14 protein-coding genes are annotated in these 13,926 nt (G+C 72.8%); 7 read left to right on the top strand and 7 right to left on the bottom strand.

Annotated features, from left to right (window positions below; all coding sequences use genetic code 11):
* Nucleotides 1-39 precede the first annotated feature (39 nt).
* Nucleotides 40-822 (top strand): peroxide stress protein YaaA, encoded by a 783-nt coding sequence (gene yaaA / locus ACFWXC_RS28330; protein ID WP_384483112.1) that lies wholly within the window; start codon nt 40-42, stop codon nt 820-822.
* 112 nt (nt 823-934) lie between these two features.
* Nucleotides 935-1,582: a bifunctional 4-hydroxy-2-oxoglutarate aldolase/2-dehydro-3-deoxy-phosphogluconate aldolase gene (locus tag ACFWXC_RS28325; protein WP_384483111.1), complete on the top strand. Its 648-nt coding sequence runs from the start codon at nt 935-937 to the stop codon at nt 1,580-1,582.
* Here the strand turns inward: ACFWXC_RS28325 and ACFWXC_RS28320 are convergent.
* The 3 genes from ACFWXC_RS28320 to ACFWXC_RS28310 are packed head-to-tail and all read right to left on the bottom strand — an operon-like array spanning nt 1,554 to nt 4,370.
* Nucleotides 1,554-2,771, bottom strand: a complete 1,218-nt coding sequence (locus tag ACFWXC_RS28320) for a bifunctional RNase H/acid phosphatase (RefSeq protein ID WP_384483110.1) — start codon at nt 2,769-2,771, stop codon at nt 1,554-1,556. The genes ACFWXC_RS28325 and ACFWXC_RS28320 overlap by 29 nt on opposite strands.
* A gap of 19 nt (nt 2,772-2,790) precedes the next feature.
* Complete coding sequence (locus tag ACFWXC_RS28315; RefSeq protein ID WP_384483172.1) at nt 2,791-3,534, bottom strand: zinc ribbon domain-containing protein; 744 nt, start codon at nt 3,532-3,534, stop codon at nt 2,791-2,793.
* Nucleotides 3,531-4,370 carry a Nif3-like dinuclear metal center hexameric protein gene (locus tag ACFWXC_RS28310; protein WP_384483109.1) on the bottom strand — a complete coding sequence of 280 codons (840 nt, stop codon included), beginning with the start codon at nt 4,368-4,370 and terminating at the stop codon, nt 3,531-3,533. Before ACFWXC_RS28310 ends, ACFWXC_RS28315 begins: the two co-directional genes overlap by 4 nt.
* A 187-nt stretch (nt 4,371-4,557) precedes the next feature.
* Between ACFWXC_RS28310 and ACFWXC_RS28305 the strand changes: the two genes are divergently transcribed.
* A complete protein-coding gene (locus ACFWXC_RS28305; protein ID WP_384483108.1) occupies nt 4,558-5,763 on the top strand; it encodes a hypothetical protein in 1,206 nt (401 codons plus the stop codon).
* A 117-nt stretch (nt 5,764-5,880) separates the two neighbouring features.
* Complete coding sequence (locus ACFWXC_RS28300; protein ID WP_351692390.1) at nt 5,881-6,033, top strand: hypothetical protein; 153 nt, start codon at nt 5,881-5,883, stop codon at nt 6,031-6,033.
* Between the two features lie 78 nt (nt 6,034-6,111).
* On the opposite strand, the gene ACFWXC_RS28295 is transcribed toward ACFWXC_RS28300, so the two are convergent.
* From ACFWXC_RS28295 to ACFWXC_RS28285, 3 genes are all read right to left on the bottom strand, one after another.
* Nucleotides 6,112-7,071 (bottom strand): 3-oxoacyl-ACP reductase, encoded by a 960-nt coding sequence (locus ACFWXC_RS28295; protein WP_384483107.1) that lies wholly within the window; start codon nt 7,069-7,071, stop codon nt 6,112-6,114.
* An 11-nt stretch (nt 7,072-7,082) separates the two neighbouring features.
* Nucleotides 7,083-8,159 carry a Zn-dependent alcohol dehydrogenase gene (locus tag ACFWXC_RS28290; protein ID WP_384483106.1) on the bottom strand — a complete coding sequence of 359 codons (1,077 nt, stop codon included), beginning with the start codon at nt 8,157-8,159 and terminating at the stop codon, nt 7,083-7,085.
* A gap of 61 nt (nt 8,160-8,220) precedes the next feature.
* A complete protein-coding gene (locus ACFWXC_RS28285) occupies nt 8,221-9,078 on the bottom strand; it encodes a MaoC/PaaZ C-terminal domain-containing protein (RefSeq protein WP_384483105.1) in 858 nt (285 codons plus the stop codon).
* 248 nt (nt 9,079-9,326) lie between these two features.
* Between ACFWXC_RS28285 and ACFWXC_RS28280 the strand changes: the two genes are divergently transcribed.
* Genes ACFWXC_RS28280 through ACFWXC_RS28270 form a run of 3 tightly spaced genes read left to right on the top strand, consistent with a single transcriptional unit; the run spans nt 9,327 to nt 12,345 of the window.
* Nucleotides 9,327-10,334: an ABC transporter ATP-binding protein gene (locus tag ACFWXC_RS28280; RefSeq protein ID WP_384483104.1), complete on the top strand. Its 1,008-nt coding sequence runs from the start codon at nt 9,327-9,329 to the stop codon at nt 10,332-10,334.
* The gene (locus ACFWXC_RS28275) at nt 10,334-11,050 is read left to right on the top strand and encodes an ABC transporter permease (protein ID WP_384483103.1); all 717 of its coding nucleotides are present in this window, start codon (nt 10,334-10,336) and stop codon (nt 11,048-11,050) included. The genes ACFWXC_RS28280 and ACFWXC_RS28275 overlap by 1 nt, the downstream gene beginning before the upstream one ends.
* 17 nt (nt 11,051-11,067) lie before the next feature.
* Nucleotides 11,068-12,345 (top strand): sensor histidine kinase, encoded by a 1,278-nt coding sequence (locus ACFWXC_RS28270; RefSeq protein WP_384483102.1) that lies wholly within the window; start codon nt 11,068-11,070, stop codon nt 12,343-12,345.
* On the opposite strand, the gene ACFWXC_RS28265 is transcribed toward ACFWXC_RS28270, so the two are convergent.
* Complete coding sequence (locus ACFWXC_RS28265) at nt 12,323-13,894, bottom strand: alpha-L-arabinofuranosidase B (RefSeq protein ID WP_384483101.1); 1,572 nt, start codon at nt 13,892-13,894, stop codon at nt 12,323-12,325. The two genes, ACFWXC_RS28270 and ACFWXC_RS28265, sit on opposite strands and share 23 nt — an antisense overlap.
* Nucleotides 13,895-13,926 lie beyond the last annotated feature (32 nt).

Below are 13,926 nucleotides of genomic sequence, written 5' to 3'. Positions count from 1 at the left end.
CGGGCTTGATGGTGAGCTCGATGGTGATGAGGAGTACGTGTGCTGGTCCTGCTGCCGCCCTCGGAAGGCAAGGCGTCCTCGGGCCGTGGTGCCCCGCTGAAGCCGGAGTCGCTGTCCCTGCCGGGGCTCGCGGACGCCCGCGAGGCCGTGCTCGCCGAACTGGCCGACCTGTGCGCCGGTGACGAGGAGAAGGCGCGCGAGGTCCTCGGGCTGAGCGAGGGGCTGCGCGGCGAGGTCGCCAAGAACGCGGAGCTGCGGACGGCGGGCGCGCGGCCGGCCGGGGAGATCTACACGGGGGTGCTGTACGACGCCCTCGGCCTGGCCTCCCTGGACACGGCCGCGAAGCGGCGGGCCGCGCGGTCGCTGCTGGTGTTCTCGGGGCTGTGGGGCGCGGTCCGGGTGACGGACCGGATCCCCTCGTACCGCTGCTCGATGGGGGTGAGACTGCCGGGGCTCGGTGCGCTGGGGACGCACTGGCGGAAGCCGATGGCGGAGGTGCTGCCGGAGGCGGCCGGAGCGGGGCTGGTGCTGGACCTGCGGTCGGCGGCGTACGCGGCGGCGTGGAAGCCGAAGGGGGAGGTGGCCTCGCGGACGGCGACCGTGCGGGTGCTGCACGCGCCGACGCGGAAGGTGGTGAGCCACTTCAACAAGGCGACGAAGGGGCGGATCGTACGGAGTCTGCTGACCGCCGGGATCGCGCCGGCCGGCCCGGGCGAGCTGGTGGAGGCGTTGCGCGACCTGGGGTACGAGGTGGAGGTCGCGGCGCCGGGCAAGGCGGGGCAGGCCTGGGCGCTGGATGTGCTGGTGGCGGAGGTTCACTAGGAGCCGGCTCAGGCAGCTCAGGCAGCTCAGCCGAGCCAAGCCCGGCTCGGTCCGGCCCGGCCCATTGCAGTATGTGCAACGTGCTTTGCGCGGTGCGCATCGCCCCGGCAGGATGTCGGCCATGCCCACCTCCGTGCTGGACCTCGCCCCCGTCGTCCCCGTCGTCGTGATCGAGGACGCCGGCGATGCCGTCCCGCTCGCGCGGGCGCTGGTGGCCGGGGGGCTGCCCGCGATCGAGGTGACCCTGCGGACCCCGGCCGGGCTGGACGCGATCCGGGCGATCGCCGGCGCGGTGCCGGACGCGGTGGTCGGGGCGGGGACCGTGCTGACGCCCGGCCAGGTCACGGAGTGCGTGGCGGCCGGGGCCCGGTTTCTCGTGAGCCCGGGATGGACGGACGGGCTGCTGGAGGCGATGGCCGGGTCCGGGGTGCCGTTCCTGCCGGGCGTGTCGACCGCCTCGGAGGTGGTGGCGCTGCTCGAACGCGGGGTGCGGGAGATGAAGTTCTTCCCGGCACAGGCCGCCGGCGGCACGGCCTATCTGAAGTCCCTCGCGGGTCCCCTCCCGCAGGCCCGCTTCTGCCCGACCGGCGGGATCGGCGCGGAGAACGCCCCGGAGTACCTCGCCCTCCCCAACGTCGGCTGTGTGGGCGGCACCTGGATGCTCCCGGCGGACGCCGTGGCCGCCCGGGACTGGGCCCGCGTCGAGTCGCTGGCGCGGGCCGCGGCGGGCCTCAGGGACGCAGGTGGGACGTGTCGTTGAAGAGCCGCACGCTCGCGTTGCCGTCCGCGTAGTACGCCACCGCCGACAGGGAGGCCGCCGACAGTTCCATGCGGAACAGGGACTCCGCCGGGGCGCCGAGGGCGAGCCGCACGAACGTCTTGATCGGCGTGACGTGCGTGACCAGCAGGACCGTGCGGCCCGCGTAGGCCGCGACCAGCCTGTCCCGGGTGGCCGCGATGCGCGTCGCCGTCTCGGCGAAGCTCTCGCCGCCGCCGGTGGGGTGGGCCTCCGGGTCGGCGAGCCAGGCGTTCAGGTCGTCCGGGTAGCGCTCGCGGACCTCGCCGAAGGTGAGGCCCTCCCAGGTGCCGAAGTCCGTCTCCTTGAGCCCCTCCTCGACCGTGACGTCGAGGCCGAGGCGGGTGGCCACGGCCGCGGCGGTCTGGCGGGTGCGGGTGAGCGGGGACGCGAGGATCACCTCGATCGTGCCCCGCCGGGCGAGGGTCTCGGCGGCGCGCCGCGCCTGCTCCTGGCCGACGTCGGAGAGGGCGGGGTCGGTGCCGCCGCTGCCGGAGAAGCGTTTCTGGGGGGTGAGGGGGGTCTCGCCGTGGCGGAGGAGGACGAAGGTGGCCGGGGCACCCATGTCCGGCGACGCCCAGCCGGAGGTCGGCTGAGGTGACGTGGCTACGTTGCGTGCGGCGCGGGTGTCGGGGGCGGGGGCCTCGGTCGTCGTCACAGTGCCGGTGAGTGGGGGCTGGTCGCGCAGTTCCCCGCGCCCCTGAAGGGGCGCTGTCCTCGCCGTCGGTGCCCACGGCTCGCCCCGCTTGCCCGCGTCCATCGCCTCGTTCGCCAGTCTGTCGGCGTGCTTGTTCTCGGCTCTCGGGATCCACTCGTAGGTCACCCGGTCCGCCGGGAACACCCGGGACGCCTCTGTGGCCAGGGGCTTCATGTCGGGGTGTTTGATCTTCCAGCGGCCCGTCATCTGCTCGACGACCAGCTTGGAGTCCATGCGGACGTGCACGGCGGCGGTCGGGTCGAGGTCGTGCGCCGCGCGCAGGCCCGCGAGGAGGCCGCGGTACTCGGCGACGTTGTTGGTGACGACGCCGAGGTACTCGGCCGCCTCCGCCAGCGTCTCGCCGGTCGCCGCGTCGATGACCACCGCGCCGTAGCCGGCCGGCCCCGGGTTGCCCCGGGAGCCGCCGTCCGCCTCGACGATGAACTCCCTTGCCACGTACGCCCCTTAAGTGTTCCTACAGACCCGACTCGGACGTGCGCACCAGGATGCGGCGGCAGTTCTCGCAGCGCACCACCGTGTCGGGCGCGGCCGAGCGGATCTCGTTCAGCTCGGTGATGGCGAGCTCCTGGCGGCAGCCCTGGCAGCTGCGCGCGTACAGCTTGGCCGCGCCGATGCCGCCCTGCTGCTCGCGCAGCTTGTCGTAGAGCTTCAGCAGGTCCGCCGGGACCGCGCCCGCGATGACCTCACGCTCCTTGGCCACCGTGGCCGCCTCGGCGTCGAGCTCACCGGACGCGGCGGTGCGGCGGGCGGTGGCCTCGTCGATCCGGCCCTGGACGGCGCCGGTGCGCTCGGTCAGTTCGGCGACCCGCTCCTGGGCGGACTCGCGGCGCTCCATGACCTCCAGGACGACGTCCTCCAGGTCGCCCTGGCGCTTGGCGAGGGAGACGATCTCCTTCTGGAGGTTCTCCAGGTCCTTCGGGGAGGTGACCGCGCCGGAGTCCAGGCGCTGCTGGTCGCGGGCGGCGCGCTGGCGCACCTGGTCCACGTCCTGCTCGGCCTTGGTCTGCTCGCGGGCGGTGTCGCTCTCCTCGGTCTGCGCGGCCACGAGCAGGTCGCGCAGCTGGGTGAGGTCCTTCGTCAACGAGTCGATCTCGGCGTGTTCGGGCAGCGACTTCCGCTTGTGCGCCAGCTGCTGGAGGCGGACGTCCAGGGCCTGGACGTCGAGGAGTCGGATCTGGTCGGCGGACGCGGCGTTCAGTTGGGGGCTCCAAGGGAGGGGGTGTGGCTGGTCCAGGGGTCGGTGACCGTCTTGGAGACGTGCACGCGGAGGTCCCAGCCGTGGCGGTCGGAGATTTCGTCGAGCTGGGCTGCGGCCAGCTCGCACCAGGGCCATTCGGTGGCCCAGTGCGCCGCGTCGAGCAGCGCGAGGGGACTGTGGGCCACGGCTTCGGAGGCCGGGTGGTGGCGCAGGTCCGCCGTGAGGAAGGCGTCCACCCCGGCGGCGCGTACGACGTCGAAGAGGCTGTCGCCGCTGCCGCCGCTGACGGCGATCGTACGGACGAGGGCCTCGGGGTCACCGGCGACGCGGATGCCCTGCGCGGTGGCGGGGAGGCGCTCGGCTGCCCGACGCGCGAGTTCACCGACGGTGACCGGGTGGTCGAGTTCGCAGACGCGGCCGAGGCCCCGGCGGCCCTCCGGGTCGGTGGGGTCCGGGACGAGGGGGCGTACCACCCGCAGGTCCAGGGCGCCCGCGAGCGCGTCGGAGACGCCCGGGTCGGCGGTGTCGGCGTTGGTGTGGGCGACGTGCAGCGCGATGTCGTTCTTGATGAGGGTGTGGACCACCCGGCCCTTGAAGTGGCTCGCCGCGACCGTCGTCGTACCGCGCAGGTAGAGGGGGTGGTGGGTGACCAGCAGGTCGGCGCCCAGCTTCACCGCCTCGTCGACGATGTCCCGCACCGGGTCGACGGCGAAGAGGACCCGGGTGATCTCCTGCTCGGGGTCGCCCACGACGGTGCCGACCGCGTCCCAGGACTCGGCCCGCTCGGCGGGCCACAGGTTCTCCAGCGCGGCGATGACTTCTGACAGACGGGGCACGGGGAAAGGCTACCTGCCTGTTCCCCGGGGCCGTACCTGCTCGCCCACGGGAGGCAACGCCCAGCACACCCGTCACCGTTTCCTCAGGCGAATCGCCGCGTGTGCACCCGTATGTGTGAAGTCGCCGACCGGCGGTCCCCCGTCTGTGCGTGCGAAAACTAGCTTCATTGCCGGAGGTGACCGAGCGATGACGGCCTGTGCGATCGAACCCTCGGCTGCGGACGAGGACGACAGCGCGCCGAGAGCGGGCTGCACCATCACGGCGGACGGGGCGTACGCGGCCCGGCTGGCCCAGCAGGAAGGTTCCTGGTACCCGGAGCGGTGGACGCTGGACGGCCCCGAGCCGTACGCCGTTCCGCTGCCCGGCAACCAGCCCGAGGAGCCGGGCACCGAGGTGCAGCCGATGGGCGACGGGCGGGTGCTCATCCACCGGCTGGTGGACGGGCGGCACCACTTCGCCCTGCTCTATCCGACCGGGCCCGGCACCGGTGAGCTGCCGCTGGGTGCGGTGGAGTGCCCGGACGCGGGCACCTCGCTGCGGCTGCTGCCGCCCGCGCCGGGCGGCGGTGACGCCTGCGCGCTCGCCGTCGGGCCGCGCTCCTCGGTGGTGTGGCTGGTGGCGGGCGGGGCCTTCGGGCCGGAGCGGCTCGCGGTGGTTCCGGGGCGCTGTTCGGGCGGGGTCTGGCTGGACCGGGGCGGGCGGATGCTGGCCCTGGACCGGGAGCTGGGCGGGCGGACCAAGGCGGTGGTGGTCGATCTGGAGCGGGGCGGCGAGGTGTCGCCGCTGCTGCAGATCGCGGCGGACAGCGACGACCGGCTGCTGGTCGCCGACCCGGACAGCGGGCTGATCCTGGTCGGCTCGGACGCGCCCTCCCCCGGGCAGGAACGGTTGGGCTGGGGTGTCCTCGGCAGCACGCTGCCGGTGCGCTTTCCGGAGAGCCTGCGGCTGGCGGAGTGCACGGTGACGCCGTTCGCGATCCAGCCGGGGCTGGTGCTGATGCCGGAGAGCTGCGGGGTGGCGCTGCGCATCGACGGCCCGCTGGGCAGCTGGGTCGGCGTCTGGCGGCCGAGGGCCCGCGGGGTGTGCCATCTCCCGGCGCCGGAGGGGTGGTTGGCCGGCGCCGGGCTGTGGACGCAGGACGGGGTGCTGCGGCTGCCGTACGCCACGGGGGAGGTCCCGTGCGGCGTGGCGGAGGTCGCGGTGTCCTGGGGGGAGACGGGGGAGCACGGGGGGCCGGGGGACGCGGGCCCGGGGGATCCGGTTCGGGACGGCACGGCTGCCGGGGCGTCGGGTACGCCCGGGGAGCCGGCGGAACCGGATCCTCCGGAGCCTGTCGTGGCCCGGCCGGTGCCCCTGCAACAGGCCCCGCTGGGGCGGCTCGTAACAAAGTAGAGAAGGCTTGTAACGAAGTAGCACCGGTCGGCGTGCCTGCCTGGATTCGCCCTGTGGTGGGTTGGTTAAACTCGCCGCGCTGTAAGAAAGATCATGTTGACGGGGTGAATTCTTCCGATGAGCGACACCAGCACGTCTCAGCACCTGTCCGCCGACCTGCACGAGTCCGACAGCCACGGCAAGCACCGTGGTCCGGTCTCGGCCCAGGACGGCGAATCGGCCCCGAGCGGCCGGCACCGCAAGCCGGAGCCGGCCGAGACCGCGGCCTGACGGTACGTACGTACGACAGCGGCTCCGCCCTTGTGGGTGGGGCCGCTGTCGTCTGTACCGCAACTGCCACAACTGCCGCTACTGCCGCTTCAGCCCCAGCACCTCCGCCGCCGCGAAGGTCTCCCCCGGCGGCCGGTCGGCGTAGTGCGGGGTGAGCAGGGCGTCGAGTTCGCCGTAGTCGAAGGTGTCCTGCTTGCTGTCGAACCTGGCCTGGACCCGCGGCCGTTCGACGATCGCGACCATGCCGCCGTGGACGACCAGCAACTGGCCGTTGATCCGCCCGGCGGCCGGGGAGGCCAGGTAGCCGACGAGCGGGGCGACGTGTTCGGGGGCGAGCGGGTCGAGGCCCTCGGCGGGCCGCTCGAACCCGGCGAAGACGTCCTCGGTCATCCGGGTGCGGGCGCGCGGGCAGATCACGTTGGCGGTCACGCCGTACTTGGCGAGGGCGAGGGCGGTGGAGGTGGTCAGGCCGACGATGCCGCCTTTCGCGGCCGCGTAGTTGGGCTGGCCCGCGGAACCGGCGAGGAAGGCCTCGGAGGAGGTGTTGACGATCCGGCCGTACACCTTCGCGCCGCCGGCCGCCTTGGACCGCTCCCGCCAGTGCGCGGCCGCGAAGCGGGTGGTGTTGAAGTGGCCCTTGAGGTGGACCCGGATCACCGAGTCCCACTCGTCCTCGGTCATGGAGAAGACCATGCGGTCGCGCAGGATGCCGGCGTTGTTGACGAGGATGTCCAGCTTTCCGTAATGGGTTGTCGCCAGGGTGAGAAGGTCTCGCGCCTGTGTGAAGTCGGCGATGTCTCCGGTGTGGGCGACGGCCCGGCCGCCCGCGGCGCGGATCTCCTCGGCGACCTGCTCGGCGGGGCCCGCGGAGGCCGCCCCCGAGCCGTCCCGGCCCGGCCGGCCGAAGTCGTTGACGACGACGGCCGCGCCCAGCCGGGCCAGTTCGAGCGCCTCGGCCCGGCCGAGCCCCCGGCCCGCGCCGGTGACGATCGCACTGAGCCCTTCGAGCGGCCGTTCCGACAGTGGCCTTTCCGGCATACGGCGGCCCCTCAGATCTCTATGCAGGTGCGCAGCGCGGTGCCGGTGCGCATCTGGTCCAGGGCTTCGTTGATCTCCGCCAGCGGCACCCGGTGGGTGATCAGGCCCTCCAGGTCGATGCGGCCGGCCCGCCACAGGGCGATCGTGCGCTCGTAGGAGCCGACCACGTCCCCGCCGCCGTACATCGACGGCAGGATCCGCTTCTCGTCGAAGAACAGCTCGAACATGTTGAGCTGGAGGAAGTCGTCCATGGCGCCGGCGCCGACGACCACGAGGGTGCCGCCGCGCCGGGTGTTCTCGTACGCCGTGCGGGCGGTGGCGGACCTGCCGACGACCTCGAAGACGTAGTCGAAGCCCTCGCCGCCGGTGACCTCCTGCTTGGCGCCGGGCAGTTCGTCGGGCGAGACCGCCCTCGTGGCCCCGAACCCGATCGCGGCCTCGCGCCGGGACGCGACCGGGTCGACGGCGACGATCTCGGCCGCCCCCTTGAGCCGCGCCCCCTGGATCGCCGAGATCCCGACCCCTCCGCACCCGATCACGGCCACCGACGCACCCGCCTGCACGTCGGCCGTGTTGAGGGCCGCGCCGAGCCCGGTGGTCACCCCGCAGCCGATCAGCGCGGCGATGTCGAAGGGCACGTCGTCCGGGATCGGCACCGCGCACCCGGCGTCGACCACGACCTCCTCGGCGAAGGTGCCGGTGCCCGCGAAGCCGAAGACGTCACCGCCGGGGCGCCTGAAGTTGGGGGTGCCGGCGTTCATGAACCCGGCCAGGCACAGTTCGGTCTGCCCGCGCTTGCAGGCCGGACAGGCCCCGCAGGCCGGCAGCCAGCAGACGACCACCCGGTCGCCCGGCTTGACCCGGGTGACGCCCTCCCCCACCTCCAGGACCTCGCCCGCGCCCTCGTGGCCCGGCACGAACGGGGCCGGCTGCGGCAGCACCCCGTTCATCGCCGACAGGTCCGAGTGGCACAGCCCGGTGGCGCGCACCCGTATCCGCACCCTGCCGGGGCCGAATCCGACCGCCTCGACGTCGTCGAGGACCTCAAGCTTCTCCTGGCCTGTCTCCTGCAGTACGGCTGCGCGCATGGTGCGGCTCTCCCCTCGACTGCGTTCTGGACCGAGCTGGTTCAAGCTGGATCAAGCTGGATCAGGAGTGTTCGACGACGGTGTCGGCGAGGACGGGCGCGTCGTCCCGCTCGACGGCACCGACGGCGACGCGGACCTGCGAGTCGCCCTGCCACATGCGGATGCGCAGGGTCTCCCCCGGGTAGACGACCCCGGCGAACCGCGTCCCGTACGACCGCACCCTGCTCACGTCCCCGCCGAGCAGGGTGTCCACGACCGCCTTGAGCGTCATGCCGTAGGTGCACAGCCCGTGCAGGATGGGCCGGTCGAAGCCGGCGAGCTTCGCGAACTCCGGGTCGGCGTGCAGCGGGTTGTAGTCGCCGGAGAGGCGGTAGAGCAGGGCCTGGTCCTCGCGGATCGGGCGCTCGACGGTCCGGTCCGGCTCGCCGGCGGGCGGGGCCGGCCGGGTGGCGGGGCCGCGGTCGCCGCCCCAGCCGCCCTCCCCCCGTACGAAGATCTGCGCGCCGTTGGTCCACAGCGGGCCGTCGGCGTCCGCGACCTCGGTGCGCATCACCAGGACGGCCGCCTTGCCCTTGTCGTACACGGCGGCGATCCGGCCGGTGGCGGTCGCGGTCCCCGCGACCGGGATGGGCCGGTGCAGGGTGAGGGACTGGCCGCCGTGCAGCACCTTGGCGAGGTCGACGTCGACGCCGGGCATGGACAGTCCGCTGATCACCCCGGGCGAGCCGGCGCCCGCGACGGTGGCGAAGCTGGGCAGCACGTGCAGCCGGGTCTCCAGGGTGTAGCGCAGTTCGTCGGGGTCGGTCGCCGGGCGGCCCGCGCCGATGCCGAGGTGATAGAGCTGGACGTCCCGGCGCTCCCAGCCGATCTCCCCGGACCGGGGTTCGGCGGCAAGGGCCTTGGCTGCGTCGATGGGCATACGGCTCCTGATGGCTCAAGACCCCGGTACGGCCGTCCGCACCGTCGGCCGCACCGAGGTCGTCACGGGCCGACCTAGAACGCGTTCCAGTCCGGCGCCCCTTGTATAGCCCAGCACTCGGCAGTTGTGAAGGCTCCTGACACTGTGTCAGGTCGGGTGCCGGTTCGCCGGCCGGTGACATTTGTCCTGCCCTAGTCCGTACAAGCGCATCTGCCGCACGGTGGGCCCGGGTTCGTAGCGTCGTAGTCATGACACGGACAAGTGGGACGGCAGGCCGGACAGAGCGTGCCGTGTCCTTCGCGGGGGCGGTCAAGACCTTCGGCGCGGTGCGCGCCGTCGACGGGGTGGACCTTGAGATCGGGCGCGGTGAGACGGTCGCGCTGCTCGGCCGCAACGGCGCGGGCAAGTCGACGACGATCTCGTTGCTGCTCGGGCTGAACGCGCCCGACGCCGGCACGGTCGAGCTGTTCGGCGCGCAGCCGGCGAAGGCCGTACGCGGCGGGCTGGTCGGAGCGATGCTCCAGGAGGCACGGGCGGTGCCCCGGGTCACCGTCGGCGAGCTGGTCGCCTTCGTGGCCCGGCGCTATCCGACGCCGATGCCCGTCCCGCAGGTCCTGGAGCTGGCCGGTATCGGCGAGCTGGCCGGGCGGCGGATGGACCGTCTGTCGGGCGGGCAGACACAGCGCGTGCGGTTCGCCGTGGCGCTGGCCGGGAACCCCTCGCTGCTCGTCCTGGACGAGCCGACCGCCGCCCTGGACGTGGAGGCGCGGCAGGCGTTCTGGCACTCGATGCGGGCCTACGCCCGGCGCGGCCACACCGTCCTGTTCTCCACGCACTACCTGGAGGAGGCGGACGCGCACGCCGACCGCATCCTCGTCATCGACCGCGGCCGGATCGTCGCGGACGGCACCGGCGAGCAGCTCAGGCGGGCGGCCGGCGGCAGCCTCGTCTCCTTCGACCTGGCGGGCGGCGCCACCGAGGGCCTGGCCCGGTTGCCCGGCGTGCGGTCCCTCGAAGTGCGCGGCGACCGTGCGCTGCTGCGCACCGACGACTCGGACGCGACCGTGATCGCACTCGCCGCCCGGAACGCGATCCGCGGCCTGGAGGTCACCCCCGCCTCCCTCGACGACGCGTTCCTGGCCCTGACGTCCGGCCCGCGAACCGGCGACGGTGCGCTGTCCGGCCCGCCGCCCCGCGAAGCCGCCCCGAACGGCACCTCCCCCGCCCGCACCGCCTCCGAGACGGAGACCGTCTGATGCTCGACTACCTGCGCCTCGAAGTACGCCGCACCCTGCGCGACGTCGGCTTCGTCATCGGCGGGATCGCGATGCCGGTGATGATGTACCTGCTGTTCACCAACCTCGGCGGCGACGACGGCGGCTACAGGACCCAGGCCATGGTCGGCATGGCCGCCTACGGCGCGGTCGGCTCCGCCCTCAACACTGGCGGCGGGGTCGCCGAGGACCGGGCGATCGGCTGGCTGCGGCAGCTCCGGGTGACCCCGATGACCCCGCGCCAGGTCGTCCTCGGCCGGGCGCTGACCGGCTCGGTGACCGTACTGCCCGCGATCCTCGCGGTGCTCGCGGCGGGCGGTCTGGTCAACGGCGTACGGCTGGCGGCCTGGCAGTGGGCGGGGGTCGCGCTGCTGCTGTGGCTGGGCTCGATCCCCTTCACCCTGCTCGGCCTCGCCAACGGCTACGGACTGACCGCCCAGACCACCGGCGTGGCGAACATGGCCTGCAACCTGGGGCTCGCCGTGATCGGCGGCCTGTGGTTCCCGGTCAGCCTGTTCCCCGGCTGGCTGCGCGCCCTCTCGGAGTACACCCCGACCAACCGCTTCGCCGAACTCGGCACCTCCGTCGCCGACGGGCGCACCCCTGCACCCGGCGCGATCGCGGTCCTGACGGTGTGGCTGCTCGCGTTCGGTTCGTACGCTGTGCTGGCGTACCGCCGGACCGGGCGGACCGTGTGACCGGGGGAGCGAGAGAGATGTCCTGGATGCGAGGGATCACCTGCCAGGTACGCCGGGGGCGGGCGGCGCGGACCCAGTGGAAGGCCGACATGGCGGAGTTCAAGGCCGCGCAGAAGGAGTCGCAGCGCACGGGCGAGTGGTCCGAGAACCCGGGTCCGCCGCCGACCGGCTTCTCCCTGCTGCCGTGGCTGCTGCTGGGTCTGGGTTCCTTCTCCAACCTCCTCCAGGGCAAGACCCCCAACCCCTGGGTCGGCGGCCTGGGTCTGTTCGCCTTCAACTCCCTCTACATCTACGTCGTGTTCCGCTCCTTCGTGAAGGAGAAGCGCGAGGCGGCCGCGACGCGGGTGGCGCTCGGCCTGATGGGCCTGCTCACCTGCGGCCTCGCCCTCGGCTACGGCGGCAGCTGGCTGTACTTCTTCCCGCTGCTCGGCCTCGCCACCGGGGCCTGCCTGCGCGGCCCGCGGCTCGGCCGGATCGGCCTCTCGCTGACCGCCCTCGCGGCGGCGGTCTCCGTGTTCCGGGCGGGCTGGGACGCGATCAACGTCGCCTACGGGACCTTCCTGTCCACCATGGTGACCGCCGCGATCCTCTCCCTGTCCGAGGCGGTACGGGAGCTGCGCGCGGCCCGCGAGGAACTGGCCCGGCGCGCGGTGGAGAAGGAGCGGCTGCGCTTCTCCCGGGATCTGCACGACCTGCTCGGCCACACCCTCTCGGTGATCGTCGTGAAGTCGGAGGCGGCCCGCCGCCTCGCCCCCCGTGACATGGACGCGGCCCTCTCCCAGATCTCCGACATCGAGTCGGTGGGCCGGCAGGCGCTCACCGAGATCCGCGAGGCGGTCACCGGGTACCGCGAGGGCAGCCTGGCCACGGAGCTCGACCGGGCCCGCTCGGTCCTCTCGGCGGCGAGCGTCGAGCCGGTCGTCAGGCAGACCGGGACGCCGCTCGCCCCGCAGACCGAGACACTGCTGGGCTGGGTGGTGCGCGAGGCGGTCACCAACGTGGTCCGGCACAGCGACGCCACCCGCTGCGAGATCACCGTCGACAGCGGCGCCGAGCGGGTCCGGTTGACGGTCACCGACGACGGCACCGGCGCGGACGCTGCAGAGCCCCGCCACGAGGGCGTCGGCGGCACCGGCCTGAAGGGGCTGACCGAGCGCCTCGCGGCGGCGGGCGGCTCTCTCGAAGCCGGCCCGTCGCCACGCGGCGGCTTCACGGTCACCGCGGAACTCCCCACCGAGTCGCTGGAGTTGCTGACCTCGATGACGGTGGCGACTACGGCGCCCAGGGCGAGCTGACGACCCAGCTCACGTCGTCGGTCCACGAGGTCGCGCTGTCCCAGGCGTTGGAACCGCCGTCGCTCGCTATGTAGACGTTGTAGTTGTAGTGGCGCAGATATCGCGTCGGGTAGTTGTACGAGGCGAACGAGGTGCCCGTGCCGCTCTTGCCGGTCTCCGGGCAGAACGTGGCGTCGGCTCTGAACGTGGCGGTGCCGTCCATGGGCTGCCGCAGAAGCTTGAAGTTGTAGTGCCGCAGGAAGTCGCCCGGGTAGTTCCGCGACTCGAAGGAGACGCAGGAGTTGCTCGCCAGTCCGCGGCGGACGATCCAGGTGGCGTCGCTCTTGTCCAGGGCGGAGCTGCTGGAGGTGATGGCGGAGAGGACGGCCGCGTTGGCCTGGTGGCGGACGTAGTCGGTGGTGCAGCAGGACGTGGTGGCCTTCAGGGAGATCTCCGAGCCGGGGCTGAGCGTGCCGGTGGAGCCGGTCGCGCCGCCGTAGCCGACGGAGACGATGTTGGACTGGACGGCGTTGTCGGCGGCGTCGGTCGGGATGCCGGAGGTCATCACGCCCTCGAAGAACGAGCCGATGGAGCCGTTGCTGTTGTCCCCGCCGGTGCCGAGGACGATCGCGCCCTCCTGGTGCATGGGCGAGTAACCGCTGCCGGTGGTGGGCTCACCGCCGGAATAGGTGGTGGTGAGACCGCCGGATTGGGCGTTTCCCCATTTCAGTGCGAAATGGTCCTGGCCGTTGTTCTTCAGCAACGCGGTGACGAAAGGGATCGCCCCCGTCCCCGTGTTGGAGGAGTTGGTGCTGTGGCCGAGGTCGGACTGGAACAGCCCGTTCTCCAGGTCCGCCTGCACCCAGGGGCCCGAGCCGTAGCAGGGCGCGAACCAGCACTCGGTGCCGAAGTTGATGGCGTCCATGTGGCCGTTGCCGGTGTCCTGGTTGTTGGTCTCGGCGTTGCCGTAGTCGAAGCAGCAGCTGCCGTTGACATGAGTGCCGGAGGTGACCATGTACATCCCCTCGGCACCGCCGTTGGTGGCGACACCGGAGGTGGAGTTGTCCCGGTAGCCCATGCCGGCCGAGATCTCCAGGCCGTAGACCTGGTGCCCGCCGACGGTCACCGGCAGCGCGTCCGCCGGGGCCCCGACATCGGCCGCGCCGGCCCCGCCCGCACCCTCGACGGTGAGGTCGTTGTGCCTGCTGGACTGGTCGTAGATCCTGGTGACGATGCAGGTCGTGCCGGAGCAGAAGGAGTCCTGCGCGGCCGCGTCGGCGTATCCGCCGGTGGCCAGCAGACCGATGTTCGCGGTGGCGCCGTCCGAGGCGCGCTGCACCTGGTACAGGGATCCGCTGTACGACGAGTACAGCGCCCGGACCATGCTGTGCGCGGCCACGCACGGCGTGCCGGCGGTGGCGTAGACGTCACAGGGCAGCGAACCCGCGGCGGCGGCCTGCGGAGCACCGGCCCCGACGACGAGCGCGGCGACGGTCGCGAAGGCCGCGAGCGCGGACAGCAGGGCTCTCCTGACGCGTGGCGGACAGGAGCGCGGGGCTCGTAAGGACACTGAGAACACGATGCACCTCTTCTTCGGTTCCT

Source organism: Streptomyces sp. NPDC058683 (assembly GCF_042716195.1).
In the GTDB taxonomy this organism is placed as follows: Bacteria; Actinomycetota; Actinomycetes; order Streptomycetales; family Streptomycetaceae; genus Streptomyces.
Note: the sequence above shows the minus strand (reverse complement) of the source record. Positions and strands in the feature narration are given on the sequence as shown.

Coding starts and splice junctions, on each gene's coding strand:
- ACFWXC_RS28280 (WP_384483104.1), top strand. CDS start 9,327: ATGACACGGACAAGTGGGACGGCAGGCCGGACAGAGCGTGCCGTGTCC.
- ACFWXC_RS28295 (WP_384483107.1), bottom strand. CDS start 7,071: ATGCCGGAAAGGCCACTGTCGGAACGGCCGCTCGAAGGGCTCAGTGCG.
- ACFWXC_RS28275 (WP_384483103.1), top strand. CDS start 10,334: ATGCTCGACTACCTGCGCCTCGAAGTACGCCGCACCCTGCGCGACGTC.
- ACFWXC_RS28325 (WP_384483111.1), top strand. CDS start 935: ATGTCGGCCATGCCCACCTCCGTGCTGGACCTCGCCCCCGTCGTCCCC.
- ACFWXC_RS28285 (WP_384483105.1), bottom strand. CDS start 9,078: ATGCCCATCGACGCAGCCAAGGCCCTTGCCGCCGAACCCCGGTCCGGG.
- ACFWXC_RS28300 (WP_351692390.1), top strand. CDS start 5,881: ATGAGCGACACCAGCACGTCTCAGCACCTGTCCGCCGACCTGCACGAG.
- ACFWXC_RS28290 (WP_384483106.1), bottom strand. CDS start 8,159: ATGCGCGCAGCCGTACTGCAGGAGACAGGCCAGGAGAAGCTTGAGGTC.
- ACFWXC_RS28270 (WP_384483102.1), top strand. CDS start 11,068: ATGTCCTGGATGCGAGGGATCACCTGCCAGGTACGCCGGGGGCGGGCG.
- ACFWXC_RS28305 (WP_384483108.1), top strand. CDS start 4,558: ATGACGGCCTGTGCGATCGAACCCTCGGCTGCGGACGAGGACGACAGC.